Source organism: Rhizobium sp. GR12, assembly GCF_036596185.1.
Taxonomy (GTDB): Bacteria; Pseudomonadota; Alphaproteobacteria; order Rhizobiales; family Rhizobiaceae; genus Agrobacterium; species Agrobacterium nepotum.
Window position 1 is genome coordinate 208,676 of record NZ_JASXTH010000002.1, and the last position, 26,194, is coordinate 234,869.

Annotated in this window: 25 protein-coding genes, 1 tRNA gene and 1 pseudogene; 14 read left to right on the forward strand and 13 right to left on the reverse strand. The window is 58.8% G+C overall.

Annotated elements, in window-relative coordinates; genetic code table 11:
- Positions 1-138: 138 nt before the first annotated feature.
- Positions 139-279 carry a hypothetical protein gene (locus tag QSK43_RS03910; protein ID WP_152643151.1) on the reverse strand — a complete coding sequence of 47 codons (141 nt, stop codon included), beginning with the start codon at positions 277-279 and terminating at the stop codon, positions 139-141.
- Between the two features lie 729 nt (positions 280-1,008).
- Here QSK43_RS03910 and QSK43_RS03915 point away from each other — a divergent pair.
- Positions 1,009-1,416, forward strand: coding sequence for a hypothetical protein (locus tag QSK43_RS03915; protein WP_332302388.1), 408 nt, complete (start codon positions 1,009-1,011; stop codon positions 1,414-1,416).
- A 155-nt stretch (positions 1,417-1,571) separates the two neighbouring features.
- Here the strand turns inward: QSK43_RS03915 and QSK43_RS03920 are convergent.
- Positions 1,572-1,645, reverse strand: a tRNA-Cys gene (locus tag QSK43_RS03920).
- A 229-nt stretch (positions 1,646-1,874) separates the two neighbouring features.
- Here QSK43_RS03920 and QSK43_RS03925 point away from each other — a divergent pair.
- On the forward strand, positions 1,875-2,114 hold the full coding sequence (locus QSK43_RS03925; protein WP_332302627.1) for a hypothetical protein: 240 nt from the start codon (positions 1,875-1,877) through the stop codon (positions 2,112-2,114).
- Positions 2,115-2,145: 31 nt separating this feature from the next.
- Here the strand turns inward: QSK43_RS03925 and QSK43_RS03930 are convergent, their stop codons facing one another.
- Positions 2,146-2,298, reverse strand: coding sequence for a DUF3309 family protein (locus tag QSK43_RS03930; protein ID WP_084687064.1), 153 nt, complete (start codon positions 2,296-2,298; stop codon positions 2,146-2,148).
- Positions 2,299-2,875: 577 nt separating this feature from the next.
- Between QSK43_RS03930 and QSK43_RS03935 the strand changes: the two genes are divergently transcribed.
- Together QSK43_RS03935 and QSK43_RS03940 are read left to right on the forward strand one after the other, a co-directional pair.
- Entirely contained in the window at positions 2,876-3,163 is a 288-nt protein-coding gene (locus QSK43_RS03935; RefSeq protein WP_332302389.1) for a hypothetical protein, read from the forward strand.
- Between the two features lie 84 nt (positions 3,164-3,247).
- Positions 3,248-3,493: a DUF982 domain-containing protein gene (locus QSK43_RS03940; protein WP_003515635.1), complete on the forward strand. Its 246-nt coding sequence runs from the start codon at positions 3,248-3,250 to the stop codon at positions 3,491-3,493.
- A gap of 507 nt (positions 3,494-4,000) precedes the next feature.
- Here QSK43_RS03940 and wrbA read toward each other — a convergent pair.
- Positions 4,001-4,600, reverse strand: a complete 600-nt coding sequence (gene wrbA, locus QSK43_RS03945) for an NAD(P)H:quinone oxidoreductase type IV (RefSeq protein WP_332302390.1) — start codon at positions 4,598-4,600, stop codon at positions 4,001-4,003.
- Between the two features lie 277 nt (positions 4,601-4,877).
- On the opposite strand from wrbA, the gene QSK43_RS03950 reads away from it, so the two are divergent.
- From QSK43_RS03950 to QSK43_RS03975, 6 genes and pseudogenes are all read left to right on the forward strand, one after another.
- Positions 4,878-5,669 (forward strand): competence/damage-inducible protein A, encoded by a 792-nt coding sequence (locus QSK43_RS03950; RefSeq protein ID WP_332302391.1) that lies wholly within the window; start codon positions 4,878-4,880, stop codon positions 5,667-5,669.
- An 88-nt stretch (positions 5,670-5,757) separates the two neighbouring features.
- Positions 5,758-6,603 carry a universal stress protein gene (locus QSK43_RS03955; RefSeq protein WP_332302392.1) on the forward strand — a complete coding sequence of 282 codons (846 nt, stop codon included), beginning with the start codon at positions 5,758-5,760 and terminating at the stop codon, positions 6,601-6,603.
- 297 nt (positions 6,604-6,900) lie between these two features.
- Complete coding sequence (gene gpt / locus QSK43_RS03960; protein ID WP_045023153.1) at positions 6,901-7,398, forward strand: xanthine phosphoribosyltransferase; 498 nt, start codon at positions 6,901-6,903, stop codon at positions 7,396-7,398.
- Between the two features lie 678 nt (positions 7,399-8,076).
- A complete protein-coding gene (locus tag QSK43_RS03965; protein WP_332302393.1) occupies positions 8,077-11,895 on the forward strand; it encodes a vitamin B12-dependent ribonucleotide reductase in 3,819 nt (1,272 codons plus the stop codon).
- 117 nt (positions 11,896-12,012) lie between these two features.
- Positions 12,013-12,858, forward strand: coding sequence for a DUF2971 domain-containing protein (locus QSK43_RS03970; RefSeq protein WP_332302394.1), 846 nt, complete (start codon positions 12,013-12,015; stop codon positions 12,856-12,858).
- Positions 12,859-12,914: 56 nt separating this feature from the next.
- Positions 12,915-13,087: pseudogene (locus QSK43_RS03975) on the forward strand (helix-turn-helix domain-containing protein); the annotation flags it as partial.
- A gap of 8 nt (positions 13,088-13,095) precedes the next feature.
- Here QSK43_RS03975 and QSK43_RS03980 read toward each other — a convergent pair.
- Positions 13,096-14,421, reverse strand: a complete 1,326-nt coding sequence (locus QSK43_RS03980; protein WP_332302395.1) for an Nramp family divalent metal transporter — start codon at positions 14,419-14,421, stop codon at positions 13,096-13,098.
- Positions 14,422-14,721: 300 nt separating this feature from the next.
- On the opposite strand from QSK43_RS03980, the gene QSK43_RS03985 reads away from it, so the two are divergent.
- Positions 14,722-14,949, forward strand: coding sequence for a hypothetical protein (locus tag QSK43_RS03985; RefSeq protein WP_332302396.1), 228 nt, complete (start codon positions 14,722-14,724; stop codon positions 14,947-14,949).
- A gap of 25 nt (positions 14,950-14,974) precedes the next feature.
- Here QSK43_RS03985 and QSK43_RS03990 read toward each other — a convergent pair whose 3' ends face one another.
- A complete protein-coding gene (locus QSK43_RS03990) occupies positions 14,975-16,708 on the reverse strand; it encodes an ABC transporter ATP-binding protein (protein WP_332302397.1) in 1,734 nt (577 codons plus the stop codon).
- A gap of 229 nt (positions 16,709-16,937) precedes the next feature.
- On the opposite strand from QSK43_RS03990, the gene QSK43_RS03995 reads away from it, so the two are divergent.
- Entirely contained in the window at positions 16,938-18,176 is a 1,239-nt protein-coding gene (locus QSK43_RS03995) for an AI-2E family transporter (protein WP_332302398.1), read from the forward strand.
- Positions 18,177-18,430: 254 nt separating this feature from the next.
- Here the strand turns inward: QSK43_RS03995 and QSK43_RS04000 are convergent, their stop codons facing one another.
- Positions 18,431-18,886, reverse strand: coding sequence for a GNAT family N-acetyltransferase (locus QSK43_RS04000; protein WP_045022623.1), 456 nt, complete (start codon positions 18,884-18,886; stop codon positions 18,431-18,433).
- A gap of 107 nt (positions 18,887-18,993) precedes the next feature.
- On the opposite strand from QSK43_RS04000, the gene QSK43_RS04005 reads away from it, so the two are divergent.
- Positions 18,994-19,419, forward strand: coding sequence for a hypothetical protein (locus QSK43_RS04005; RefSeq protein ID WP_045022624.1), 426 nt, complete (start codon positions 18,994-18,996; stop codon positions 19,417-19,419).
- Positions 19,420-19,422: 3 nt separating this feature from the next.
- Here the strand turns inward: QSK43_RS04005 and QSK43_RS04010 are convergent, their stop codons facing one another.
- The 3 genes from QSK43_RS04010 to QSK43_RS04020 all read right to left on the reverse strand — a co-directional run bounded on the left by QSK43_RS04010 (position 19,423) and on the right by QSK43_RS04020 (position 21,882).
- Positions 19,423-20,577 carry a DUF2336 domain-containing protein gene (locus QSK43_RS04010; RefSeq protein WP_332302399.1) on the reverse strand — a complete coding sequence of 385 codons (1,155 nt, stop codon included), beginning with the start codon at positions 20,575-20,577 and terminating at the stop codon, positions 19,423-19,425.
- Between the two features lie 106 nt (positions 20,578-20,683).
- Positions 20,684-21,301 (reverse strand): flavin reductase family protein, encoded by a 618-nt coding sequence (locus QSK43_RS04015; RefSeq protein WP_332302400.1) that lies wholly within the window; start codon positions 21,299-21,301, stop codon positions 20,684-20,686.
- Entirely contained in the window at positions 21,301-21,882 is a 582-nt protein-coding gene (locus QSK43_RS04020; RefSeq protein WP_332302401.1) for a nitroreductase family protein, read from the reverse strand. Before QSK43_RS04020 ends, QSK43_RS04015 begins: the two co-directional genes overlap by 1 nt.
- A 110-nt stretch (positions 21,883-21,992) precedes the next feature.
- Here QSK43_RS04020 and QSK43_RS04025 point away from each other — a divergent pair, with 110 nt between their 5' ends.
- On the forward strand, positions 21,993-22,973 hold the full coding sequence (locus QSK43_RS04025; RefSeq protein WP_045022630.1) for a hypothetical protein: 981 nt from the start codon (positions 21,993-21,995) through the stop codon (positions 22,971-22,973).
- A 207-nt stretch (positions 22,974-23,180) separates the two neighbouring features.
- On the opposite strand, the gene thrS is transcribed toward QSK43_RS04025, so the two are convergent.
- The 3 genes from thrS to yidD form a co-directional block, all read right to left on the reverse strand.
- Entirely contained in the window at positions 23,181-25,184 is a 2,004-nt protein-coding gene (thrS, locus tag QSK43_RS04030) for a threonine--tRNA ligase (RefSeq protein ID WP_332302402.1), read from the reverse strand.
- A 131-nt stretch (positions 25,185-25,315) separates the two neighbouring features.
- The gene (locus QSK43_RS04035) at positions 25,316-25,837 is read right to left on the reverse strand and encodes a DUF1697 domain-containing protein (protein ID WP_332302403.1); all 522 of its coding nucleotides are present in this window, start codon (positions 25,835-25,837) and stop codon (positions 25,316-25,318) included.
- On the reverse strand, positions 25,834-26,193 hold the full coding sequence (gene yidD, locus QSK43_RS04040) for a membrane protein insertion efficiency factor YidD (RefSeq protein ID WP_332302404.1): 360 nt from the start codon (positions 26,191-26,193) through the stop codon (positions 25,834-25,836). The genes QSK43_RS04035 and yidD overlap by 4 nt, the downstream gene beginning before the upstream one ends.
- Position 26,194: the final 1 nt, after the last annotated feature.

Genomic DNA, 26,194 nt, shown 5'->3' on the forward strand with positions numbered 1-26,194 from the left:
TGGAAAAAGCGAAATGGCGGGGATTTTTAGAACAGCAAGAACGTGAAAGACCGCAATAAGCATCGTCTTGACTCATCCCCAAACCAGAACATCGCTTGGCACGGCGGCGTGTGCCTTTCGGAAAATCACGGCGGGCGCTTACGGTCCGCCAGTTTCCTTTTCCTTCTTCGCTTGATCGTGATGCCACTTGATGGCGAAGAACATGCCCGTGCCTAACACGAGAATCTTGAGCGGAAAGACGACTATAGGGAACCAGTCTACCCAATCCCAATCCATCATTTTGAATATTTCCAAGCTATTACTTGACACTATCGATCGTGACGAGGGCTACCTCAAAACTGCTGCTTCAACAACTTCAATCGATGCCTTCACCCAGGGTCTTTTTGACGCAGCCCTACGCACCCATTCTAATGAAGCCAGACGAGATAATCTGCCTGAAGGAGGCGGCTCACCGCGCTCGTCGCACCGAGAAGACGACAAGCGGTCTCTGCAAAGAGTATCGCATTGTCCGCCAAGCTGTTCCTGGCGCACCACTAGAAATATCGGCTCCTGCTCTAGAAATGGTCTTACATAACGACGTTGAAGCGTTAGAGCTGTTTCGACGTGGTAGGAGAAGCCACCCGCGCGTCATGCTTTACTTTGATCATTTGGGTCTTCCTCTCTGACAATAAGAGGAGCTTGCTTTTTTGCTGCGAGCAGAGCGGCGCGAAGCGTAGTTACATAATCTGGAACTGATCTGCAGGCGGCAGGTTGCTTAGCTTCTTTGGTCGTTTTGTTTTGGCTGGCCCAAGCGAGTGACGGACAAAGGTGCCTTGATTTGCGAATGGTTCAACCGGCAGGAGGGAACTTTTGAGCATAAGTGGTACGAATTTACGGAAACCAGCCTAGACATTGTTGAATGATTGAGACGGCTCCGTAGCTCATTATGTGTTACCTAGCCAACCGTTGCACAATGTCTCGTGCCGTGCATTCTTGAGTACTGGCATGAATTACACCTTGGGGGGCTGCATGGACGAATTCACCAAACAAAGATTTCAAACGCTCGAAGCGGCCGCCATCGAGGGCGCTGCGCAAGGCCTGAAATCTTTATTCTTGCTGAACGGCGGCGCATGCGTTGCTCTCCTGACCTTCGTCGGTAGCGCATCCACCAGCCAGAACTTAAAGCCGGAGTTCGTCCCGCTTGTAGAGTCTGCCACCAAGTCTCTCATCTGCTTCGCGGTAGGCGCCGGCCTGACGGTGCTTGCAATGACCTGCGCGTATCTGACCAACCAGGCTTACTCTAGCGCGCTCATCGACCCGAATAAAAATGACTGGACGCAAGGGACGAATGCGAACTTGGGCACGGGGATCCTAGCGTCGGCGGCGCTTGTCAGCTTCTTCGCCGGCATTACGATGATCGCACTATCACTGCCGTAACCCTCTCCTGTTGCAATCCATGTCGCATGGATTCGCCGTGGTCGAAAGGAAATGCCCGGAAACAGGGGGAATCCGCGCGCAACAGGATGCAACATTAAATCCCCCGCTGCAAAAGGGGATTACTCAACAAATAGTTGATTTCATTGGTGATTTTTTGGAGGCCTCGCCCGGAATTGAACCGGGGTACAAGGATTTGCAGTCCTCTGCGTCACCACTCCGCCACGAGGCCATCCGTGAGCGATTTTCGCTGTGGTGGCGGCGGTTTAGAATAATCCTAAACGATGCGCAAGAGGGTCATTCTGAATATGATCCTTTTTTTATTTCGAATATCCGTTCTCGCCGCGTTCTTCGAACTGGCGCAGGTTCCCTCGCCTTCGCTCTCCCGATCAAGGACACGAACCCTGTTGACTCCCATTCAAAATGAGAACATTTATAGAACAAATGAGAGAGCAAGACATATGTCGGACGCCGAGAAAATCATCGTAGTGCAGTTCAAAAAGGGGCGTTATGGGATTGTGCCGGGCGAAATGCGCCCCGCAACCAACGCGGCATCTGCCGAGAAAATGGCGGGTGCAATGGCGCCGCGTCACATCGGCGTTGCGGCTTATGCCGTCACCGTGAATGAGGAAAGCGGCAGCATGGCAAACCCGCGCCTGCTGGTGTCGCATGGGCAGATTTCCGACTTGATGCCGGACTGACTTACCGGCGCGACGGCAAACACCCGATCGGTCAGATGCGACCGAGCAGGACCAGGATCAGGATGATGACCAGAACCAGGCCGAGGCCGCCCGAGGGGCCGTAGCCATAATTGTGGTAACCCCAGCTTGGCAGCGCGCCGATCAGGAAAAGAATGAGCAGGATGACAAGGATTGTGCCGAGCATGTTTGGCCCTCCAGTAATACTGTGTGTCCCGCCTGTTTTAATGGCGCAGCCCCGCAAAAGTTCCCTCATCTCCACTCGCTTCTGCACAGCCAGGAAAAGCCACCCCTTATCCGATTCAAAGGGTTAAACCTCGTATCCGGACAAGGCAGCGGGTCGCGCTCGGCGAAGAACGGTATTCCGGCCCCCTACACGACAAGATTATTTGCCGGGTAACAATATTGCATGGCCGCTGGCGATTCTCCGCCCTGCCCGTTGATCGACCATGACAGCGATTTATTCGAGGTGATTTCTCGGTCTATGTATGTCGCCGGTCGTTCGTCATACTAAGTCAAGTCGCCCGTTCCCTGAAACTGGCGGGAGACTGGGAGACCTGGTATCACTGGCAGTGCGCCAGGTCTCGCCTGTTTCATCTTCCGGCGCATCTGGTCTCCGGACAAGTTTCCGCCCCCTCCCGCTTTTCATCCTCAGCTTCCTCGTCTACGCTTTCCCGCGCTGGGTCGCGCGCGAATAGTTCTGGCTCAAGCCGGGAACCGCTGCGCCTCCATATCGTTTTCGCAAACGCACTTCGGAGGACAGGATGAAAACGCTCGTATCATCGGCCACTATCACGCTCGCGCTTACACTTGCGGGATGCACGACCACGGGGCCGGCGGCCTATGTCGAGCCGATCCCCGGCAGCATCACCTATAAGGGCCAGCCGCGCACCAAGCTGACGAAATCGCCAATCGGCAGCACCTTCAGCCATGAATTCCGCATCGACGGCAGCACCCGGGCGGTGGAAACCTATCGCATCGCACCCGACCGCTCGCTGGAACTCATCGACCGCCGCATCATTCGCGACTGGCTGTTCGGGCGCGACGACTGACCGCACCGCAGGCGGCCGTAAACAGGATTGCGCATCCCGCCCGCTTGGTTTAGAGCCGGGCACGACAACCAATACGGATAAGCGATGAACACGCGCTGGCAAAAACCCGTCCTGATCGCGTTCGAAACGCCGGGCGACTATACGAGCATCGAGACGACGCAGGCAGCATCCTGGGCCATGATCGAGGATTGGCCGATAGAGGATGGCGATGCGCTGGACGCGGCGCTGCTGGTCTGCGCCGCCGTCGATGCCGGCAGGAAAAAACCGGAAGATGCGCGCAAGGCCTTCATCGCCGCCGCAATCGAGGCTGGCCTCGACATCAAGGCCTGACATATCAAAGTCTGACACCAGCAAGGCCGCCTGCGGCGCGAAAACGTCACGACAACCGGCTTAAAGGGTAAAAACAGATGGAAGCTTCCGCAAACATGAAAAAAGCACTGTTCATTTTCCTGCTCTGCTGCCTCGCCATCGGCCTTCTCGGCCACCTCGTGGTCGCCTTCGTCGTCACCGGCTGAAGCGCCTGTCTCCCTCCGTCAGCTGGTGGAGAGGCGAGACATTTAAAATTACTAAAATTCACTCTTCTGTTATGGAACCGCGATAGACTCTGTCCGTTCTCTTTTCGCCCAACATACGGAGGATTGGAATGCGTGACGGATTGAACGGTTTTCTCGAAATTTCGATGCTCGGCTTCGTGATTGCAAGCTGCCTTTTCATGGTCAACCTGCCGATCTGACCCGCCTTAAAAAATCCCTCGCCTCCCGGAACCGGCGTCTTCAAATGCCGGAGTAAAGAAAATGCGGCCTTTCGGGCCGCATTTCTTTTTTCAGTGAACGATGCTCAAGCGGAAAGCTTGGCCGCCAGCTTGGCGACATGCGCGCCCTGATAGCGTGCAGCTTCCAGTTCGATCGCGGAAGGCTGGCGCGAGCCGTCACCGTCAGTGATCGTGGAGGCGCCATAGGGCGAGCCGCCCTTGATTTCATCGACGCCCATCTGACCCTGGAAAGCATAGGGCAGACCGACAACCGCCATGCCGTGGTGCAGGAAGGTGGGAATGAAACCGAGGATGGTCGATTCCTGACCGCCATGCTGCGTGGCTGATGAGGTGAACGCCGAGCCGACCTTGCCGACCAGCTTGCCGCCGAACCACAGGCCGCCGGTCTGGTCCCAGAAATTGCGCATCTGCGAGGCGACCGTGCCGAAGCGCGTGCCGGCGCCGACGATGATGGCGTCGTATTCGGCCAGTTCGTCAACGGTTGCGATCGGCGCCGCCTGATCCATCTTGAAGTGCGAGGACTTGGCGACGTCTTCCGGCACCAGTTCCGGAACCCGCTTCACGACGACTTCCGCACCTGTCGATTTCGCACCTTCCGCAACGGCGTAAGCCATCGTCTCGATGTGACCGTAAGAAGAATAATAGAGTACCAGAACTTTCGTCATTCTCTTTGTTTCCTTTGTTGGAACTGTTTCCGGCTTGACCGCCAGAAGCTTCTTCAAGAACTCGATGATCATCGGCGTTGGCCCGTCAGATGTATGTGGAGAAAAGGTAGCGAACTGGCCTGCATTCCGCCAGCCGGGGATTGGCATACGCACTGTTCACGATAAGTGAACGAAAAACCGGAACGTCAACTGTTTGCAAAAAGACATTTTTCCGAAACCGCTTTGCATTCCTCGGACGGGGGACTAACGTCGGTCAAAACAGCTGACGAGTACAACCATGTCCAACCCTTCCCCCACCACATCCGTCGTAACCGCCGCCATGCTCGCCATCGGCGACGAACTGCTGTCGGGGCGCACCAAGGACAAGAATATCGGGCATCTCGCGGATGTTCTCACCATGTCCGGCATAGACCTGAAGGAAGTACGCATCGTCGCCGACGAGGAGGATGCGATCGTCGAGGCGCTGAACGCTCTGCGCGCCCGCTATGACTATGTGTTCACCTCCGGCGGCATCGGCCCGACCCATGACGACATCACGGCGGATGCGGTCTCGGCGGCATTCGGCCTGCCCTGCGAGCACGATGCCGAGGCGCTGCGCATTCTGGGCGATATGTACCGCGTCCGCGAAATGGAGTTCACCGAGGCGCGCAAGCGCATGGCCCGCATGCCGAGAGGCGCCAGCCACATCGCCAATCCCGTTTCGGTCGCCCCCGGCTTCGTCATCGGCAATGTCCATGTCATGGCCGGCGTTCCGCAGGTGTTTCAGGCCATGCTCGACAATGTCATGCCCACATTGCGCACCGGCGCGAAGATCATGTCGCAAGCGGTGCGTTCTCCCTATGGCGAAGGTGATATCGGGACGCCGCTGACGGCCGTGCAGAAGGCGCATCCCGAAACAAGCATCGGTTCCTACCCGAAATATGACGGACAGCGTTTTTCGACTGAGATCGTCGTGCGCGCCCGCGACGCCGCCGTCCTGAAAGCGGCGGCGGATGCGGTGGCCGCGATGATCGAATCCATCGGCCAGGAAAAAAGTCTGGCGGCCGGCAGTGGCGATGCAACCGCCTGAGACGGAAACGGGTTGACCAATATCAAGGTGGCCTCCGGCAAAGGAAGCCACTCTCCCCACAGAAACGCGTGTCACCGAGGAGAGAGAAATGGGTTACAAAACGATACTGGCAGTGGTCGACAATGTTGCGAACACGCAAAAGCTCGGCGAATTCGTAGTAAGTCTTGCCGACCAGTTTTCCTCGCATGTGATCGGCCTGCATATGGAAACACTCGCTGCCGTTCCGCTCGTCGCGCCGATGGAAATCCCCGACCCCGCCACCGTCCAGGTGCTTCAGGACGTGGCGCACAAGGAAACCACTGATGTCGGGACCCTTTTCGAGCGCACGCTGTCCGCCAACGGCATCTCGCATGAGTGGCGCAGCTTCGTAACCTCGGTGGGTTACGCCTCCGCATCGGCAATCGACAGCGCGCGTTGCACCGATCTCATCGTCGCCCGCCAGAGCAGCGCCTCGGCGCTGTCCGACAGCCGCTCGGACATCGATAGTTTTCTTTATGAAAGCGGTCGCCCCGTTCTCCTCGTGCCGCATGTGCTGACGGCGGCCAAACCGATCAAGCGCGTGCTGATTGCCTGGAACGGCTCCCGCGAGGCGACACGCGCTACGTTCGATGCCCTGCCCTTCCTGATTGCGGCGGATAGCGTCGAAATCTTCTCCGTCGATCAGGCCGAGAGCGAAACGCAATCCTCTGGCCTCGCCGGCGCCGAACTGGCCGCGACACTCGCCCGCCACGGCGTCAATGTAACGGTAACCTCGCAGGAAAAGATTGCCGGCGTCTCACCGCAGGCCGCGATCGAAAACAAGCTGTCCGACAACAGCATCGACCTTCTGGTCATGGGCGCTTACGGCCATTCCCGCTGGTGGGAGCTGCTGTTCGGCGGTGTGACGCGCACGCTCCTCGATTCCATGACGGCAATGACGCTGCTGTCCCGGTAAAACGCATGCAGTGAGGTTTGAATGTGGGCGAGCGGATGCGGCTTGTTTCTTCTCCCCGTTCGGGGGAGAAGGTCGCGGATGCGGGCTGAGGGGGCGACGGCAGAGATAGACAGAGAGTTTGCCCCCCTCATCCGGCCCTTCGGGCCACCTTCTCTCCGGCGGGGAGAAGAAACGGGCGGCATTCGCGCATTTCATATGTGATTGGCCTCAAGGACTTTGCGCGGAAAGCTTGCCTTTTTGCAGGTCTTGCGGCTATTAGCCAAAGCCATCGACAATTTTGACCAGATGGTAGACGACATGTCCCTTCCCGATAAAGCATTTCCCGTATCCTGGGACCAGTTCCACCGCGATGCCCGCGCGCTTGCCTGGCGTCTTGCCGGCCTTGACCGGGAGTTCCGTGCGATCGTCTGCATCACCCGCGGCGGTCTCGTGCCGGCGGCGATTATTTCGCGCGAACTGAACATCCGCATGATCGATACGGTCTGCATCGCCACCCGCCACGATTACGTCAACCAGGGCGACACGGTTCTCCTGAAGGGCGTCGCGCCGGAACTGATGGCCGACAGCGGCGAAGGCGTGCTCGTCGTGGACGATCTGACCGACACCGGCAAAACGGCGCTGGAAGTGCGTGAAATGTTGCCGAAGGCGCATTTCGCCTGCGTCTACGCCAAGCCGAAGGGCGTGCCGACCATCGACACCTTTGTCACCGAAGTCAGCCAGGACACCTGGATCTATTTTCCCTGGGACATGGGTTTCACCTATCAGGAGCCGATCGCCAAGGGATCGCACGGCTGATCACCCGCCACAGCCGGAAATCAAGTCTGAAAAGCCGTCCCGCCGGGGCGGCTTTTTTGTGTGGAAATGCTTTTTTGACGACAGTGAAAAAACACGGAAAAACCGCAGTGTCGCCTTTATGCCTCACCCCGGAAATACGGGGTTTTTGCTTTCCGTTGCGGAAACCAGCCCGGCACAAGCTTCAAAGTTCCGTGCCAAGTCACTGATTTTTTTGAACGCTTTCGCTATCCCCGTTTTCCACAGGCACTTCACACAATATCTTGTGGTTAAAAAACGGTTTCAATCTATGTCTTGACGAATCTATGCTGCGGGAGGAAAGTGACAGTTATGTTGCGGCGGCAACGGATCGGAAAGTAACGAGGCCGGTCCCTCTCAATTTCAGCTCGCAAGTCCAGAAGAGGCGTCCCGGCCATCAGGGGGCGGTTCGCCGGTGGATTTCGCGTGTCGTTCGGGAAGCGCCAAAAACATGACGCGGGGACTGGCGGCAGGAAGCTGTTGATACTATATTTAGTATCACACACGCTGCTTGCAGCCGAATAAGCCACGAGATACAGGGATCACATCCAAGGATGAACATCCCTTACAGATCGGCAACAACCGGCTGCGCGCAGAGTTCGCACGGCTGGACCGGATTTTTGCGCCCTTTGCCGGGCGCCCAATGGACGAGGACAGGAAACCATGCGCATTGAACGCCGCTTCACGAAGCCCGGCCAATCGCCTTACGCGGAGATCGACTTCCGCAAGGCCGTCAGTGAAATCAAGAACCCTGATGGATCCGTCGTGTTCCGTCTGGCGGATATCGACGTTCCCGTGCAGTTCAGCCAGGTTGCCACCGACGTTCTGGCGCAGAAATATTTCCGCAAGGCCGGTGTGCCGAAGGTTCTGAGAAAGGTCGAGGAAAACGACGTTCCTTCCTTCCTCTGGCGTTCGGTTGCCGATGAGAAAGCCCTGAAAGACGTGCCCGAGGCGGAGCGTTCCGGCTCCGAGACCGATGCGCGCCAGGTTTTCGACCGTCTGGCCGGCACCTGGACCTACTGGGGCTGGAAGGGCAAATATTTCTCCTCCGAGGAAGATGCTCTCGCCTTCCGTGACGAGCTTGCCTATATGCTCGCCACCCAGCGCGTTGCGCCCAACAGCCCGCAATGGTTCAACACCGGCCTGCACTGGGCTTACGGCATTGACGGCCCCGGCCAGGGCCACTTCTATGTCGATCCCTTCACCGGCAAGCTGACCAAGTCCAAATCCGCCTACGAACATCCCCAGCCGCATGCCTGCTTCATCCAGTCCGTCGAAGACGATCTGGTCAATGAAGGCGGCATCATGGACCTTTGGGTGCGTGAAGCACGCCTGTTCAAATACGGCTCCGGCACCGGCTCCAACTTCTCCTATCTGCGCGGCGAAGGCGAGAAGCTTTCCGGCGGCGGCAAGTCCTCCGGCCTGATGAGCTTCCTCAAGATCGGCGACCGCGCTGCCGGCGCCATCAAGTCCGGCGGCACCACGCGCCGTGCGGCCAAGATGGTCGTCGTTGACGCCGACCATCCGGATATCGAAGCCTATATCGACTGGAAGGTGAAGGAAGAGCAGAAGGTTGCCGCCCTCGTCACCGGCTCCAAGATCGTTGCGCGCCATCTGAAGGCGATCATGAAGGCCTGCGTGAATTGCGAGGCCGACAACAGCGATTGCTTCGATCCTGCTAAGAACCCGGCCCTGAAGCGCGAAATCCGCGCTGCCAAGAGGGATCAGGTTCCGGAAAATTACGTCAAGCGCGTCATCCAGTTCGCCCAACAGGGCTACAAGGACATCGACTTCAAGACCTATGACACGGACTGGGATTCGGAAGCCTATCTCACTGTTTCCGGCCAGAACTCCAACAACTCGGTCTCGCTGAAGGACGACTTCCTGCGCGCCGTTGAAAATGACGGCGACTGGAACCTGATCGCCCGCCGCGACGGCCGGGTGATGAAGACGCTGAAGGCCCGCGACCTCTGGGAAAAGATTTCCCACGCCGCCTGGGCATCGGCCGATCCGGGCCTGCACTTCAACACCACGATGAACGACTGGCACACCTCGCCGGCCGCCGGTCCGATCCGCGCCTCCAACCCGTGCTCGGAATACATGTTCCTTGATGACACGGCCTGCAACCTTGCCTCGCTGAACCTGCTGCAGTTCAAGGATCAGTCGACGAAGCGCATCGACATCGCCGATTACGAACATGCCGTGCGCCTGTGGACCGTCGTTCTCGAAGTCTCGGTCATGATGGCGCAGTTCCCCTCGCGCCAGATTGCCGAACGCTCCTACGAATACCGCACGCTCGGCCTCGGTTACGCCAATATCGGCGGCCTCCTGATGTCGTCGGGCATTCCCTATGACAGCGACGAAGGCCGCGCCATCGCAGGTGCGCTGACCGCCATCATGACGGGCGTTTCCTACGCCACCTCGGCTGAAATGGCCGGCGAGCTTGGCCCCTTCCCGGGCTTTGCGCCGAACCGCGAAAACATGCTGCGCGTCATCCGCAACCACCGCCGCGCCGCGCATGGCCTGTCCGATGGCTATGAGGGCCTGTCGGTCAACCCGGTCGCGCTCATCCATGCCGATTGCACGGATCAGGACCTCGTCGCCCACGCCACCGCCGCCTGGGACAAGGCGCTGGAGCTTGGCGAAAAGCACGGTTACCGCAACGCCCAGACCACCGTCATCGCGCCGACAGGCACGATCGGCCTCGTGATGGATTGCGACACGACCGGCATCGAGCCCGACTTCGCGCTGGTGAAATTCAAGAAGCTCGCCGGCGGCGGTTACTTCAAGATCATCAACCGCGCCGTTCCGGATGCGCTGCGTTCGCTCGGCTATTCCGAAAGCCAGATCGCCGAGATCGAAGCCTATGCGGTCGGCCACGGCAACCTGAACCAGGCGCCCGCCATCAACCCCTCGACGCTGAAGGCCAAGGGCTTCACCGACGAGAAGATCGACGCCGTCAATTCAGCGCTGAAAAGCGCCTTCGACATCAAGTTCGTCTTCAACCAGTGGACGCTCGGCGCTGACTTCCTGAAGGGCACGCTGAAGGTTTCCGACGAGCAGCTCTCCGACATCAGCTTCAACCTGCTGGAGCATCTCGGTTTTGCCAAGAAGGACATCGAGGCGGCAAACGTGCATGTTTGCGGCGCGATGACGCTGGAAAGCGCACCGTTCCTCAAGAACGAACACCTGCCGGTCTTCGATTGCGCCAACCCCTGCGGCAAAATCGGCAAGCGTTATCTCTCGGTCGAATCCCACATCCGCATGATGGCGGCGGCACAGCCGTTCATCTCGGGCGCGATCTCCAAGACGATCAACATGCCGAACGACGCGACGGTTGAAGATTGCGGCAGCGCCTACATGCTGTCCTGGAAGCTGGCGCTGAAGGCCAACGCCCTTTACCGCGATGGCTCCAAGCTTTCCCAGCCGCTCAACTCCTCGCTGGTCGAAGACGAGGACGAGGAAGATCTGATCGAGGAACTGATCCAGCAGCCGCTCGCACAACAGGCCGTGACGATCACCGAAAAGATCGTCGAGCGTGTCATCGAACGCGTCTCCCGCGAGCGTGAAAAGCTGCCGAACCGCCGTCAGGGTTACACCCAGAAGGCAACGGTCGGCGGTCACAAGGTCTATCTGCGCACCGGCGAATTCGGTGATGGCCGCATCGGCGAAATCTTCATCGACATGCACAAGGAAGGTGCTGCCTTCCGTGCGATGATGAACAACTTCGCCATCGCGATTTCGCTTGGCCTGCAATATGGCGTGCCGCTGGAAGAATATGTGGAGGCCTTCACCTTCACCAAGTTCGAACCGGCCGGCATGGTGCAGGGCAACGACGCGATCAAGAACGCCACCTCGATCCTCGACTACGTGTTCCGCGAACTCGCTGTCTCCTATCTCGGCCGTCACGATCTCGCCCATGTCGATACGTCGGATTTCTCCAATACCGCACTCGGCAAGGGTATCCAGGAAGGCAAGACCAATCTCCTGTCCACCGGCTGGACACGCGGTTACAAGCCGACGCTGGTTTCCAGCAACGAAGGCGAACGTGCCGGTTCCGAGCCGAAGGGTTCGGCAACGGCAGCCCCCGCCCGCGCCTCGGCCAACGTCACCTCCTTCGCAGGCTCAGCCGCCCGCAAGCTGGAACCGACCGTCTCCATCACCACCTCGGAAATCGTCTCCTTCAAGCGCGACTATGAAGAGCGCGCCAAGGAACTGGCGGGAGAGATTGCCGAAGAGGTAATCGATGACGTGGTCCAGGAAGCCAAACAGACCGCCACCGCCCTCTTCTCCGACAAGGCCGCAGCAGACGCAGCATCAGCCAAGGCGGAAGCCAAGAAGAAGGAAAACGAACGCCGCATGCGCTCGATCGCTCAAGGCTACACCGGCAACATGTGCTCGGAATGCCAGAACTTCACGATGGTGCGCAATGGCACTTGCGAGAAGTGCGATACTTGCGGTGCGACGAGCGGTTGCAGCTAAATCGTACTCATTCTATCACCTAAAGCAGATTTATCTTCACCCGTCCTAGTGGCGGGTGAATTTGTAATGGGAACGACGTAAAATATGGCGTACTTAGAGTACATACCAACGAAGACGATGTACCACTATACTGCCGAAAGCGGTTTTAAAGGGATTTTACAATCGCACGAACTCTGGCTTTCCGATCTTCAAGCATCGAATGATCCTAGAGATATCCAAATGGGTTTGGATACTCTTCGAAGAGTGACCGATGAAATCGGCCGGAAGGAATATTCCAGCAACAACGCACGCGTTCTCGCGCAAATGACCATGAAGATGATAGAGTACTTCAAAGACGCGCGTTGCTATACGACTTGCTTCACTCCCAACGGTGACAACATCAATATGTGGAGAGAGTATGGTGGCAACGGGGACGGATACGCGATAGGATTTCGCTCTAGAGCCATAACAGATATGCATGGCCGGATTTATAGAGTTCGTTATGTAGATGAAAGCAGCGAAGAGCACCTATACAATCTAATTTCGGAAGTCGTTAAGCCGATAGAGATCTATGGAGAAAGTATATTTCGAGACGCCGAAAAAGAGGTGGAAATCGGAACTGCTCTAATCTCTATCGTAAACTCGCTCAAACACTTTAGCTGGGAATACGAAGGCGAAATTCGGTTGACCTACTCCTCAGGCAATAAGCCCCCACCGAACAACATTCCGATATCGGTATCTTTGAACGGTCGCGAAAAACCGTGGACGCCATACAAAACCCGAAACTCGGGCAACAGTGAGATAAAATACCACTCCTTGCCGTTTGGAAAGTTTATTGACGACCGCAACGACCACCGAGAAGCGATAAAAGAAGTGGTTATCGGCCCCAAATCAGCTCTGAGCGAAGGAGATATCCGAAACCTTCTTTCGGAAAATGGTTTTTTCGGCGTCGAAATTCGTAAATCGGCTTGCGCTTTTCGCTAACGTCAACCGGCGCTTTGCCGCAAGCAAAAGAACGTTAGCATCAAGATCATTTTCCAGCACTAAAGCTGACACAAAAGACGTTTCTAAACAATACCATATCCCTCTCGGCACCCTGCGCGATTGGGAGAAGGGCCGCAGCGAGCCGGATCAACCAGCCCGCGCCTATCTGAAAGTCATCGCCTTCGATCCGGCAGGAACGGCGGCGACACTTCGAAAAGGCGCGGCCTGACGCACCCCTCACCCCACAAAATCAAACAGCAACTTCACATTAAGCGCCGCGATCACCACCGCGATGAACCATGCAAACGCCGAGAGCCATCGCGGGGCGCGCAGTTCGCCCATCTTGGCGCGGTCTGAGGTGAACATGACCAGCGGGAAGACGGCGAAGGAGAGTTGCAGGCTCAGCACCACCTGCGTCAAGATCAGGAGTTGTCCTGTACCGCTGTCGCCGAAGGCGATGGTCACACCGGCGGCCGGGATGATGGCGATGCCGCGGGTGATGAGCCGGCGCAGCCAGGGGGCGAGCCGCATCTTGAGGAAACCCTCCATCACAATCTGGCCCGCAAGCGTTGCCGTGACGGTGGAGTTGATGCCGCAGCACAAAAGCGCCACCCCGAACAGCGTCGGCGCGATGGCAAGGCCGAGAAGCGGCGCGAGCAGACTATGCGCTTCACCCAATTCGGCAACATTCGTCTGGCCCGTTTTGTTGAAGGTGGCCGCTGCCAGGATGAGGATCGCGGCGTTGATGACGAGGGCGAATGTGAGGGCGATGGTTGAATCGAGCGTCGCAAATTTGAGCGCCTCCCGTTTTTCGGCCAGCGTCTCGCCGATGGCGCGCGTCTGCACGATGCCGGAATGCAAATAGAGATTATGTGGCATCACCGTCGCGCCCAGAATACCGAGCGCCAGATAGAGCATCTCAGGGTTGGTGACGATCTCCGTCGTCGGCGCAAAACCGCGGATCACCTGGTTCCAGTCGGGATCGGCCAGCGCCAGCTGAATGGCGAAACACACCGCGATGACGCCGAGAAGCGTGATGACCAGCGCTTCCACCCAGCGGAAGCCGAGCTTTTGCAGATAAAGGATCAGGAACACATCAAGCGCGGTGATGAGGACACCAAGTTCGAGCGGAATGCCAAAAATCAGGTTGAGGCCGATCGCCGTGCCGATAACCTCGGCGATATCGGTCGCAATAATGGCGATTTCGGCCATCAGCCACAGCACCATCGCCACGGGTTTCGGATAGGCATCGCGGCAGGCCTGAGCCAGATCGCGGCCGGAAGCAATCGCCAGACGGGCACAGAGCGCCTGTAGAACGACGGCCATGATGTTCGATATCAGCGCGACCGTCAGCAGCGTGTAACCGAACTTGGAACCGCCGGCGAGCGAGGTCGCCCAGTTTCCGGGATCCATATAACCGACCGCGACGAGATATCCGGGGCCGAAAAACGCCATCGCCCGGCGAAAGGTGCCGGCATTCGGGTTGACCCTGATCGTGCTGTGAACGTCGGAGAGCGAGAGATCGTCGCCGTTCCGCCGCCATCCAAAGACAGGCTTGTCCATATTCTGACTTTCAACTGGGAGAATGATTTGATGCAATTGCAAATCATTCTCATAAAGAGCAGAGACTGGCAAGCGGACTTTTGTTGCGGTGCACTCGCGAAAGGCATAGCGCCCGTCTCCGGCGTGAAAGCGGGCGTGTAAGGATGCGACGTCACAAGCGCACGACCGTTCAAACGCAATTCGTGCCGGTTAGGTGGAAATCTCACGGGCTTGTCATCGCCCCGGCCCTCGCCGTTGCGGAACAGCGGCGCGCATGCCCGCGTTTATCTTCCACGAAGCAACGATAGTCCGGGGAAGTTCATGCGACACGGCAATAAATTCAGCGTGGTGAACCATCCGAGCCGATGGCCGAAATATATCATGGCGCACCGAAGACCACGCGACTGGCTGATGACGATCAGCGGCATCGTGCTGCTGTTCATCGTCGCCGCTGCGGTCGCCATGGGTTATCTCGTCACCAGCCATCCCGGCAAGCCGGAGCCGAACCCCGGCATCGTCGAGGAAACGGCAGCCGAAAACGGCGGTTAAGCGGCGGCGCAGAAAGCACCGCCCATCAGCTCAGGCCTGCAAGATGCCCGCTGAACTGCGCCTCATGCAGGCGGCTATATTGGCCCTTTGCAGCCAGAAGCTCGGCATGCGCGCCGGTTTCGGCGATGCCGGTCTGGTCCACCACCACAATGCGCGAAGCATCGCGGATCGTCGCCAGCCGGTGGGCGATGACGAGCGTGGTGCGGCCCTTGGCAAGCTCCGTCAGCGATTGCTGGATGGCCCGCTCGGTTTCCGTGTCGAGCGCCGAGGTCGCCTCGTCAAGAATGAGGATCGGCGGGTTCTTGAGGAACATGCGGGCAATGGCGAGGCGCTGTTTCTGGCCGCCGGACAATTTCACGCCACGCTCGCCGATCACGGTATCGAGCCCAAGCGGCATCGCCTCGATAACGCCATCGAGCCGGGCGCGCCGCGCCGCATCCATGATTTCGACGTCAGACGCGCCAAGCCGGCCATATTCGATATTCTCGCGGATCGTGCCGCCGAACAGGAACACATCCTGCTGTACAATGCCGATCTGGTTGCGCAGCGAGGCGAGTTTCATTTTTCGAATATCGATACCGTCAATCGTGATTGCACCGCTGGTCACATCGTAAAAGCGCGGCAGCAGCGAGCAGAGCGTCGTTTTGCCCGCCCCCGAAGGCCCGACGAAGGCAACCGTATCGCCCGCACTGATCTTCAGGTCGATATTATCAAGAACCTGCTTGTCCTCGGCATAACCGAAACCGACATGGCGATATTCGATCTCGCCGCGAAGAAGCGGCGCTTCCACCGCATCCGGCGCATCGACGATGTCAGGCGCGGTATCCAGAAGCTCGGTAAAGCGGCGGAAACCGGCAATGCCCTTCGGATAGGTCTCGATAACAGAGTTGATCTTTTCCACCGGGCGGAAAAACACGCCGACCAGAAGCAGGAAGCCGACGAAGCCGCCTTCGGTCAGGCTGCCGGTCAGCACGAACCATGCGCCGCAGATCATCACGATCATCTGCGTCAGCCGCATGCTCATGTAGCTGAGCGAGGTGCTGGCCGCCATGATCTTGTAGGCGTCGAGCTTGGTGCGGCGGTATTTCTGGTTGTCCCTCTCAAACAGCGCGCGCTCGTGGTCCTCATTGGCAAATGCCTGAACCACCCGCATGCCGCCGACATTTTCCTCGATACGGGCGTTGAAATCACCGACGCGACCGTAAAGCGCGCGAAAATTCTGCGTCATGCGGCCGCCGTAACGGCTCGTCACCCAGGCGGTGACGGGCACGACGGCGGCGGTGACGAGCGCCAGCTGCACATTGACCGACAGCATCAGCAGAAATGCGCCGATGAAGGTCATGATGGCGATGAACAGGTCCTCGGGGCCGTGATGGGCCACCTCGCCGATCTCTTCCAGATCCTTCGTCAGCCGCCCGACCAGATGGCCGGTTTTCTGGTTGTCGAAATAACGGAAGGAGAGCTTTTGCAGATGATCGAAAGCCAGACGCCGCATGTCGGTCTCGATATTGATGCCGAGCATATGTCCCCAGTAGGTGACTGTCGCCATCAGCCCGGTATTCAGCACATAAATAACCAGCAGCCCGACAGATGCGGCGAGAATGATGGCCCATTCACCGCCCGGCAACAGCACGTCGACGAAGACCTTCACCGCCATCGGAAAGCCGAGTTCGAGCACGCCTGACAGCACCGCGCAGGAAAAATCGAGAATGAACAGACCGCGATAGGGGCGGTAATAGGCGAAGAAACGTCGCAGCATGGCATGACCTGGAGATCGGGGGCGGCAACCTTGCGCCGCAATAAAAACGGAGTTCAATTGTCATATTTCAATGCGTGCGCCAAGAGCGATGTTCTATTTTTACCAAAATCGTTCAATAGACTAGGCGATAAACACACAACGGTAATGTGATCCAATTATATTGCACCTATATGTATCCGTGTGACAGAGTGAATGCACCCTTCGGGGAGAATGCGAGAAAGAGCCTGCCGTGAGTAACATTGACAGCCGTAAGCCAAATGGCGAACCGAGATGGCTCGGTCCCGCCAGCCCGACGCGGATCGCCCTGATCCCGCCTATATCGGCTGCGCGCTGGCTGCTCGTTCTCGTCGCCCTTGCGGGCATCTATTTCTTCCACGGCTTTCTGGTTCCGGTTCTCGCTGCCCTCGTCATCGGTTTTGCCAGCTGGCCGGTCTATACGCGGCTGCTGCGGCAGGTGGGCGGCAATACCACGCTCGGCGCCACCATCGCCATCATCCTCATCCTCGCCTTCCTCGTGGTGCCGATCTTCATCGCCGCCTCCTATACGGCCAGCGAAATCCGCGAATGGTTCGGCTGGGCGGTGCATGTCAACAAGGTGGGCGCTCCGGTGCCGGACTGGATAGCGGCGCTGCCCGGCGTTGGCGCCTGGCTCGGCGAGCAATGGGTGAAATATGTCGGCACACCGGGTGCCATCGGCGAAGTGATCCAGCTCGTCAGCGGCGCGAATATCGGCAATATCTACCGGGCGATCCTTGCCGCCGGCAACGGCGCGTTCCACCTCGTGCTGACCCTGCTGTTCATGTTGATCGCGCTGTTCTTCGTCTATCGCAACGGTGCCGGCTTCTCCCATCAGGTCGATCTCGTGGGTGAGCGTATCCTGCCGACGCGCTGGGAGCGTATCTCCCGCGTCGTGCCCGCCACCATCAGTTCCACCGTGACAGGCATGACGCTGATCGCCATCGGCGAAGGCATCATCCTCGGCATCGCCTACTGGATCGCCGGTGTGCCCTCGCCCGTCACGCTCGGTGTGCTCACCGGCGTCATGGCGCTCATTCCGGGCGGCGCGCCGCTCTCCTTTACCCTCGTGTCGATCTATCTGGTCGCCAGTGGTTCCCCCGCCTTTGGGCTGGGGCTGTTCATCTGGGGTTCGGTCGAGCTTTTCATTGTCGACAAGACCATCCGCCCGAAACTCGTCGGCGGCCCGATCAAGCTGCCCTTCCTGCCGACGTTCTTCGGCCTCGTCGGTGGCGTCAAGACAATGGGCTTCCTCGGCCTCTTCATCGGCCCGGTGCTGATGGCGCTGCTGGTGGCGATCTGGCGTGAATGGGTACGCGAAGTGGAAATCTCCGCTGGCGCCAGCGCCGAAGTTCCGCCGCCGCCTCCGGCTGAAAAAGACCCGCGCGATGATATCGCTGCGCATGAAGACGACGGCAACGAAACGACCGCGTTTCGCAAAGCGGCGTTTTGATCGCAAAAGCTTGCGGTGAAGGGCGTTTACCTAAATGCCGGACTACCGATCAAGGTCGATTCTCTCTTTCGTCATGCCGGACTAGATCCGGCATCCAGCCACGGCGCGTCAGCGCCGTGAAAAGACTCTCTCGCGATCGAAGACTCGATCGCGCTGGACCCCGGACCTAGTCCGGGGTGACGTAGGGTGGATGCTGCGGCTTATACCTCAAACATCCGCATCGCCGGACTGCCCGATCTATCTACGCTTTCGCGCTAAAGCGCCTTCTCCATGAACATGCTCAGCGGATCCGGCCCGTAGGGCGCAAACGCCTCGATCTCGACGAAACCCGCCTTGCGATAAAGACCGATCGCTTCCGGCTGGCTGATGCCGGTTTCGAGCCGAATGGCTGATAGGCCAAGCTCGATGCCGCGCGCGACAAGCGTATCCATGATCAGCTTGCCGATCCGCAGCCCCCTGGCGTCGGGATCGACGAACATGCGCTTGATCTCCGCCGTGCCGTCGCCCGCCTCCACCAGCGCGCCGCAGCCGACGACCCTGCCCTCATGCCGGGCCACGAAAAAGGAGACATTGTCCTTTTCCAGCTGGCCGATATCGACGAGATGATTGCTCTCGGCGGGATAAAGCGATGCCATATAGACATTCGACAGATCGATGAGGCGCAGAACCGCTTCCTGCCGGGGTGTTTCAAGCTTGATGTCGGTAGCCAATGCGATGCCTGCTTTCTATCGGAAAAATGCGTATTTCGTCGTAATGTCACTGCAATCCGGATAGATGAGTTTCTAGAGCACAATTCCCGACAGAGGCAACACACACCATGAAAACAGCCCTCGTTCTCATGACCTTCCTCGGCTGCGACGACAGCGCGACCGATTGCCATTACCTCGCCACCTCGCAGCAGCGCTGGGCGAGCATCGAACTCTGCGACGCGGTGTCGGAAAAGGAGCTGGAACGCTACGCCAACGCGTCCTATCCCGTGGTCGTGGCCGTGTGCCAGACACCGGGCGAACAGACCCCGGAAACGGCGGGCAATACGCCCCCGCCGCCAGCCACGGCACCGACCGGGACGCCCTTGGCCGACGAACAGGTGACGCAGAAGGAAGAGGAGAGCCTGACACGACAGGCGATCAGCCGCGTCAGCCGGATACTGCCCTCCACCGAAGGCGTGAAGCACCTGCTCGGAACGCCGGTCAGAATGGTGGAAAACAGCTATTCGTGGATTGCCAAACGCTTCGAGAAGTAAACTTCAGGCCGCCTCGACCGTCAGCGCTTCCGCATAGTTCCGCGCCTTCTGCCGCTCTTCGGCGATGGCGAGCTTGCGCACGGCATGCAGCAGTTCGAAAAGCGTTTCGGAACCGTCAACTTCGCGGAAATGTGCAAGCAGTTCGGCAGAGACGGAAGCTGCGGCCTGCGCCAGATGCGAGCGGGCAGCACGGCGCCACATCAGCGTCGCTTCCATGAAAACGTCAACGACATCGCCGAAAAGACCGACGGACTGAAACAGCGCTTTCAGCGCATGCGGTCGTCCGGTTGCGAGAATGGCGCGCACCTTGCGGTCGTCGAGGCCTGAGAGATTGACCATGGCCGCCGTGAAAAACTCCAGCCTGCCCGAACAGACGGCGTGGATGAGCAGCGCCGGTGTCAGTTCCAGCTTCTGCCGCAGATGCTCCACCAGCACCGGCAATTCAGGCGAAGAAACATTGCCGGCGATGAGGATGGTGGCGGAATCTTCCGCTTCGCGGAAAATGCCGTCGGCGCGGTTGCGCGCGATCAGGGCATGGACCAGCGCCGAACCCGCCAAGGCCTCGCTTATGCGCCCCATCAGCAGATGGCGGGCATCGGCCGGCAGCGCCTCGCGGTAAAGCAGCAGGGCGCGGATATCGGCGTCCGAGCCGTGGCGTTGGGCAATACGCCGCAACGAAAACGGCGTGATGAAGGCATCTTCGTTTTCAAGAAGGATGATCGTTTCCGGCAAATCCCCGACTTCGGCGAGCGCTGCGCAGACGCCGCGCGGCAGACGCGGCCTTGCGGCGATGAGGGCACGGGTGAGGCTTTCGCCGCGCCCGGCAAGATCGACCAGATCAGCCTCGGTGAGAACCGGCGAACGGGCGATCACGGTGCAGGCGATTTCCGGCTGGTCTTCGGCAAGCGAAACGAGAATGGCGCGCGGGGCATCCTGGGCATCCGCCAGCGCCTCGGCAAGCGCCAGCCGCACACGCGGCGAAGGATCGTCAAGAAGATAGGTCATCGCCATATAGGCGGCATCGCGGTTTTCCCGCGCCATGTCGGAATGCAGATAGGCGCGCCCGAGAGCATTGGCAGCCTTCGCCCGCTCGGTCGATCCAGCCTTTTCAGACCAGCGAAGAAATGCCTGTACGATCACCTGAGCCTCGAAACACATTCGCAACAATGGATGACGGCATCATTGCCGCCACCATGTATAAAACTTTAGGCGCAAATGGTTTACGTTTGGTTCACCATAAAATTTAACCGTTGCCGGCGAAGAACTATATTTGCGGCGCAGTAGAAGGACGCTGCAGCTGAAAGACATCGCTGCCGCCGTCGCAGTAATCCATATAGCCCATGCGCGCCACCGGACGCGCGAGCCCCATATCGATGCGGCCATCGCGAATGATCGCATCGTCGATATGGATCGCCATGACCTGCCCCAGCACCATCCAGGAATCCGACGGCTTGCCGTCGATGTCCTTCAGCTGGATGACCTCGGTCATGCGGCACTCCAGAACGGCCAGCGCCTCACCCACGAAAGGCGCATCCACCGCCCGCCCGTCCACTGCCGTCAGACCGGCCAGCCGGAATTCATCGACATCATAGGCAACTGGTGCGGAAGACGCGTTCATTCGGTCGATCAGGTGGCGGCTGACGAGGTTGGCGGTGAAGACGCCGGTCTCCTCGACATTGCGCAGGCTGTCTTTCCGTCCACTGGAGGAAAACATCACCAGCTTCGGTCGGTCCGAAATCGCGTTGAAAAACGAATAGGGCGACAGGTTGAGAGAGCCGTCCCGGCCTTTCGAGCCGATCCAGCCGATCGGCCGGGGCGCGACGATAGCCTTGAAAGGATCATGCGGCAGGCCGTGCTGGTTATTGTCGGTAGTGTAGAACATCAGACGTCCCCAACCCAGGTGACCACGTCGGCAAGCTCCGGCCGCGGCCGCTCCACCGGCGGGAATGTCGTTGAACCGATGTGGATATATCCGGCGACCTTCTCGTCTGCGGCAATTCCCAGTTCCGACAGGAAGGCCGGGTCGAAAGCAAGCCATTCCGTCAGCCAGTTTGCCGCATAACCATTGGCATTGGCGGCGAAGATGACGTTGAGGCACACCGCACCTGCGGACATGACCTGTTCCCATTCCGGGATCTTGAAATGCGGTTTGGCAGTGCTGATGACGGCGATGACGACAGGCGCGCGGGTAAACCGGGTGCGCTCCGCGTCCTGCTGCTGAAGGTCCAGTTCGGGGTTCTTCTCAAGCGCGATCCGGAGCGCCGCCTCGCCGAGACGCACGCGATCTTCGCCGCGATAAACGACGAAACGCCAGGGCGCCAGCTTGCCGTGATCCGGCACGCGCACGGCAAGGCGCAGGATTTCCTCGATTCCTGCTTTCGACGGTCCCGGCTCGCTCAGTTGCAAAGCGGGTGTGGAGCGGCGAACCTTGAGATAGTCGAGAAGCTTGATATCGCTTGTCATGATCAAAAATCTTCCATTCTGCTGTCTTCGCGAAATTATGGGCCTTGAAATAGCCACGGCATTGGTTTTGAAGTGGTCCGGGAAAATCAAGAAGTCAATTGGTATCGAAAATGTCGGCAATCAAATTCGCGGCACGTCTGACCATTGCGTTCGCCGCGATCGCCGTTTTATCACAGGCAGCGTTTTCGCAAGACGCTTTCAAGGATTTCAAGCAGCTCGGCGGCACGCCGAAAATGCCGAAACTCAATGCTTTCACCGCCCCTTCCGCCCCCAATGCCCCGGCAACCACCAGCCGCGATATCGCCATGGAAGCCAAGCTGACAAGCGAAGGCGAAGCGGTGAAGGAAGGCCTTTCCTGGCGCGTCTTCAGCCCCATTCCCGGCGCTGACGGAAAATTGCCGATGCTGGCAAGTTCCGAGGGCGGTTCGGCGCAGTTTCATCTGGTGCCCGGCGAATATTTCGTCAACGTCGCCTTCGGACGCGCGGGCGTTACCAAGAAACTCAATGTTCCAAGTTCCGGCAATGTCCAGAAACAGGTGCTGATTCTCGATGCCGGCGGTTTCGTGCTGAATGCGGTCGCAGGCGCCGACAAGCAGATTTCCGGCAACCAGCTCAAATTTTCCATCTATTCGTCGGACGCCCGGCCGGATGGCGAGCGCGGCCTTGTGATGGCCGACATCAAGCCCAACACCATCGTCCGCCTCAATGCCGGCACCTATCACGTGGTTTCCGAATACGGCAACGTCAATGCGGTCGTGCGCGCCGATATCCAGGTGGAAGCCGGCAAGCTGACCGAGGCGACCCTCCAGCATCAGGCAGCGCAGATCACCCTGAAACTCGTCTCCGAAGAGGGCGGCGAGGCCATTGCCGATACGGCCTGGTCGGTGCTGAACGGCGGCGGCGACGTGGTGAACGAAAGCGTCAGCGCGTTTTCAACCATGGTTCTGGCGGAAGGCGAATATACCGCCATCGCCCGCAACAAGGAAAAGGTCTACCAGCGCAACTTCAAGGTCACTTCCGGTCGGGACTCCGATGTGGAAGTGCTGATGAAGGACCAGGCCCCGGAAGACATGACCGGCGATTTCGAGTAGGCGTCACTACAGCTTATCCGTCATGCCGGACTTGATCCGGCATCCAGCCACGGCGCGTCTGCGCCGTGAGAAGACTCTTTCGCGATCAAGGACTTGATCGCACTGGACCCCGGATCAAGTCCGGGGTGACGGAAGTGAATGCGCTGCCTATGCCAGTGCCGCACCACATCCAAACGAAAACGGCCCCCGAAGGGGCCGTTGTTTTTGTCAGGCAATCCGCTTTTTCGCAGCAAGCTTGCGTTTCACATCCGGCGGGGTCGCCTCTTCCACGAGGCTTGTAATCGCGTCTTCGAGCGACATCGGCGTCTGGTTCTGCGAACCGAGACGGCGGATGTTGACGGTGCGCTCTTCCGCTTCCTTGCGTCCGCAGACGATGATGACCGGAACCTTGGTCACCGAGTGCTCACGGACCTTGTAGTTGATCTTCTCGTTGCGGAAGTCGGTCTCGACCGCCATGCCCGCTTCGCGCAGCGCTTCGGCAACTTCACGGCCGTAATCGTCCGCATCCGACGTGATCGTGGCCACAACGACCTGAAGCGGCGCGAACCACAGCGGCATGTGACCGGCGAAGTTCTCGATCAGGATACCGAGGAAGCGCTCCATCGAGCCGCAGATGGCGCGATGGATCATCACCGGCTGCGTCTTTTCGGAGTTCTGGTCGATATAGAATGCGCCGAAACGTTCCGGCAGGTTGAAGTCCACCTGCGTCGTGCCGCATTGCCATTCACGGCCGATGGCGTCCTTCAGCGTATATTCGAACTTCGGCCCGTAGAAAGCACCCTCACCCGGCATAATACCGGTCTTGATGCGACCGCCGGACTGCTCCTCGATGGTCTTCAGAACCTCCAGCATCACGCTTTCGGCGCGGTCCCACAGATCGTCGGAACCGACGCGCTTGTCCGGACGGGTGGACAGCTTGACGACGATCTCGCTGAAACCGAAATCTTCATAGACCGACAGGATCAGGTCGTTGATACGCAGGCATTCCGCCGCCATCTGCTCTTCCGTGCAGAAAACATGCGCATCGTCCTGCGTGAAGCCGCGAACGCGCATCAGCCCATGCAGCGCACCCGACGCCTCATAGCGATGAACATTGCCGAATTCCGCAAGACGCACGGGCATTTCGCGGTAAGACTTCAGACCATGCTTGAAGATCTGGACGTGACCTGGGCAGTTCATCGGCTTTAAGGCAAAGACGCGCTGATCGGCATCCTCGTCATCGGGATGGGTAAAGGCATGGGCGGATTTAACCGCGAACATGTTTTCCTGATACCAACCCCAGTGACCGGAGGTTTCCCACAGCGACTTGTCCAGCACCTGCGGCGCGTTGACTTCCTGATAGGTGTTGGCGAGACGCCGGCGCATATAGGCCGTCAGCGTCTGGAACATGCGCCAGCCCTTGCCGTGCCAGAACACGACGCCCGGACCCTCTTCCTGAAAATGGAACAGGTCCATTTCCCGGCCGAGACGGCGGTGGTCGCGCTTCTCGGCTTCGGCCAGAACATGCAGATAATTGTCCAGCTCTTCCTGCGTCGCCCAGGCGGTGCCGTAGATGCGCGACAGCATCGCATTGTTGCTGTCGCCACGCCAATAGGCGCCGGCCACCTTCATAAGTTTGAAGGCGGTACCGATCTGCCCCGTCGACGCCATATGCGGGCCGCGGCAAAGATCGAACCAGTCACCCTGGTAATAGATCTTCAGATCCTGACCTTCGGGAATGGCGTCGACCAGCTCGACCTTGTAGTTCTCGCCCTTGGCGGCGAAGACTTCCTTCACCTTCTCGCGCGGCCAGATTTCGCGGGTAAACGGCTTGTTGCGCTGAATGATTTCCTTCATCCGCTTTTCGATCTTCGGCAGATCTTCCGGCGTGAAAGGTTCGTTCTTGGCAAAGTCGTAATAGAAACCGTTCTCGATAACCGGGCCGATCGTCACCTGCGTGCCGGGCCACAGTTCCTGCACGGCCTCGGCCATGACGTGGGCGGCATCGTGGCGGATGAGTTCCAGCGCGCGGCTGTCCTCACGCGTGACGATTTCGATTCTGCCATCGGTGATTGCTTCGGACAAATCGCGCAGAGTGCCGTCCAGCCCAATGGCGACAGCCTTCTTCGCAAGCGATTTGGAGATGGATTCGGCGACCTCGCGGCCGGTCGTGCCGGCGGGATAGCTGCGTACGGAACCATCGGGGAATGTAAGGGAAACGGTCTGTGACATGGTCTACTTCTCCTGATCCAGTCCCGCCAACGAATGCGGGTGGTGTTGGAATAAAATGAACGCCCTCCTCGCAAGACGGGCAGGCAGGCTGATAAAGAATTTTCCCGTTCCAGTCAAAGGCGAACGGCAATTCAACGAAGCATTTCGGCAATTCCGTTGACGGTATTGGCGTTGCGTGCCGTGCCGATGCCAAGCCTCCTCGTGGTCAACACCGAGAGAAGCCGGCTCTCGCTCGGCTTGCCGCAAAAGTCGATCCAAAGGTCGCCGCCGACAACGGCGATCCTCTCCTTTTGGCGATACTTCTCCAAAAACCCGAGAACATCCTCGTTCAGCGGCTCGCGCATCACCCGAATGCAGACATCGGGCGGATTACCCTCCGGAAACGGGTTAGCAGCCGTCAATGCCAGCCAGTCGCCATCCGAACGAACGAGAATATCCACATGTTTGCCGAAACGTTCTTCAAAGGCACGCTCCAGCACATCCTCGATTTCGCGCGCAGGGGCCGCCGGTGCATGAAAGACCAGATTACCGGTTGCGACCAGCGTCCTGCACTCGCCAAAACCCAGATCCTGCGCCATTTCACGCAGATCGGCCATGATGAGCCGCTTGCCGGCGCCAAGCACGATGCTGTGCAGGAGGGCGACATAAGTCATCGGTGCAGCGTCCAATAACGCCAGGGCGTCCACCAGTGTTTGTTGACGGCCAGCGTTTCCGGAACGGGGTCCAGCCCGCTCGTGCCGCCGGGGCCGCAACGCGCGACGCGGAACAGCGTCATCCAGCCGCCCGGCCATAGCCCGTGGCGCGCAATGGCCTCATAACCATATTCGGAACAGGTCGGGATATGGCGGCAGGAGTTTCCGACAAAACCCGACAATGTCAGCTGATAGAGGCGAATGAAGCCGACGCCGAAAAGGCGGCCCGGCGTCTTCGCAAAGGCCCCGCCCCAGTTACGGGATCGTCCGACCTTTTCCGCCGTCTTCTGATGTCCACAATCCTGTTCACCGCACATC

Coding starts and splice junctions, on each gene's coding strand:
- QSK43_RS03910 (WP_152643151.1), bottom strand. CDS start 279: ATGATGGATTGGGATTGGGTAGACTGGTTCCCTATAGTCGTCTTTCCG.
- QSK43_RS03915 (WP_332302388.1), top strand. CDS start 1,009: ATGGACGAATTCACCAAACAAAGATTTCAAACGCTCGAAGCGGCCGCC.
- QSK43_RS03925 (WP_332302627.1), top strand. CDS start 1,875: ATGTCGGACGCCGAGAAAATCATCGTAGTGCAGTTCAAAAAGGGGCGT.
- QSK43_RS03930 (WP_084687064.1), bottom strand. CDS start 2,298: ATGCTCGGCACAATCCTTGTCATCCTGCTCATTCTTTTCCTGATCGGC.
- QSK43_RS03935 (WP_332302389.1), top strand. CDS start 2,876: ATGAAAACGCTCGTATCATCGGCCACTATCACGCTCGCGCTTACACTT.
- QSK43_RS03940 (WP_003515635.1), top strand. CDS start 3,248: ATGAACACGCGCTGGCAAAAACCCGTCCTGATCGCGTTCGAAACGCCG.
- wrbA (WP_332302390.1), bottom strand. CDS start 4,600: ATGACGAAAGTTCTGGTACTCTATTATTCTTCTTACGGTCACATCGAG.
- QSK43_RS03950 (WP_332302391.1), top strand. CDS start 4,878: ATGTCCAACCCTTCCCCCACCACATCCGTCGTAACCGCCGCCATGCTC.
- QSK43_RS03955 (WP_332302392.1), top strand. CDS start 5,758: ATGGGTTACAAAACGATACTGGCAGTGGTCGACAATGTTGCGAACACG.
- gpt (WP_045023153.1), top strand. CDS start 6,901: ATGTCCCTTCCCGATAAAGCATTTCCCGTATCCTGGGACCAGTTCCAC.
- QSK43_RS03965 (WP_332302393.1), top strand. CDS start 8,077: ATGCGCATTGAACGCCGCTTCACGAAGCCCGGCCAATCGCCTTACGCG.
- QSK43_RS03970 (WP_332302394.1), top strand. CDS start 12,013: ATGTACCACTATACTGCCGAAAGCGGTTTTAAAGGGATTTTACAATCG.
- QSK43_RS03980 (WP_332302395.1), bottom strand. CDS start 14,421: ATGGACAAGCCTGTCTTTGGATGGCGGCGGAACGGCGACGATCTCTCG.
- QSK43_RS03985 (WP_332302396.1), top strand. CDS start 14,722: ATGCGACACGGCAATAAATTCAGCGTGGTGAACCATCCGAGCCGATGG.
- QSK43_RS03990 (WP_332302397.1), bottom strand. CDS start 16,708: ATGCTGCGACGTTTCTTCGCCTATTACCGCCCCTATCGCGGTCTGTTC.
- QSK43_RS04005 (WP_045022624.1), top strand. CDS start 18,994: ATGAAAACAGCCCTCGTTCTCATGACCTTCCTCGGCTGCGACGACAGC.
- QSK43_RS04010 (WP_332302399.1), bottom strand. CDS start 20,577: ATGTGTTTCGAGGCTCAGGTGATCGTACAGGCATTTCTTCGCTGGTCT.
- QSK43_RS04015 (WP_332302400.1), bottom strand. CDS start 21,301: ATGTTCTACACTACCGACAATAACCAGCACGGCCTGCCGCATGATCCT.
- QSK43_RS04020 (WP_332302401.1), bottom strand. CDS start 21,882: ATGACAAGCGATATCAAGCTTCTCGACTATCTCAAGGTTCGCCGCTCC.
- QSK43_RS04025 (WP_045022630.1), top strand. CDS start 21,993: ATGTCGGCAATCAAATTCGCGGCACGTCTGACCATTGCGTTCGCCGCG.
- thrS (WP_332302402.1), bottom strand. CDS start 25,184: ATGTCACAGACCGTTTCCCTTACATTCCCCGATGGTTCCGTACGCAGC.
- QSK43_RS04035 (WP_332302403.1), bottom strand. CDS start 25,837: ATGACTTATGTCGCCCTCCTGCACAGCATCGTGCTTGGCGCCGGCAAG.
- yidD (WP_332302404.1), bottom strand. CDS start 26,193: ATGTGCGGTGAACAGGATTGTGGACATCAGAAGACGGCGGAAAAGGTC.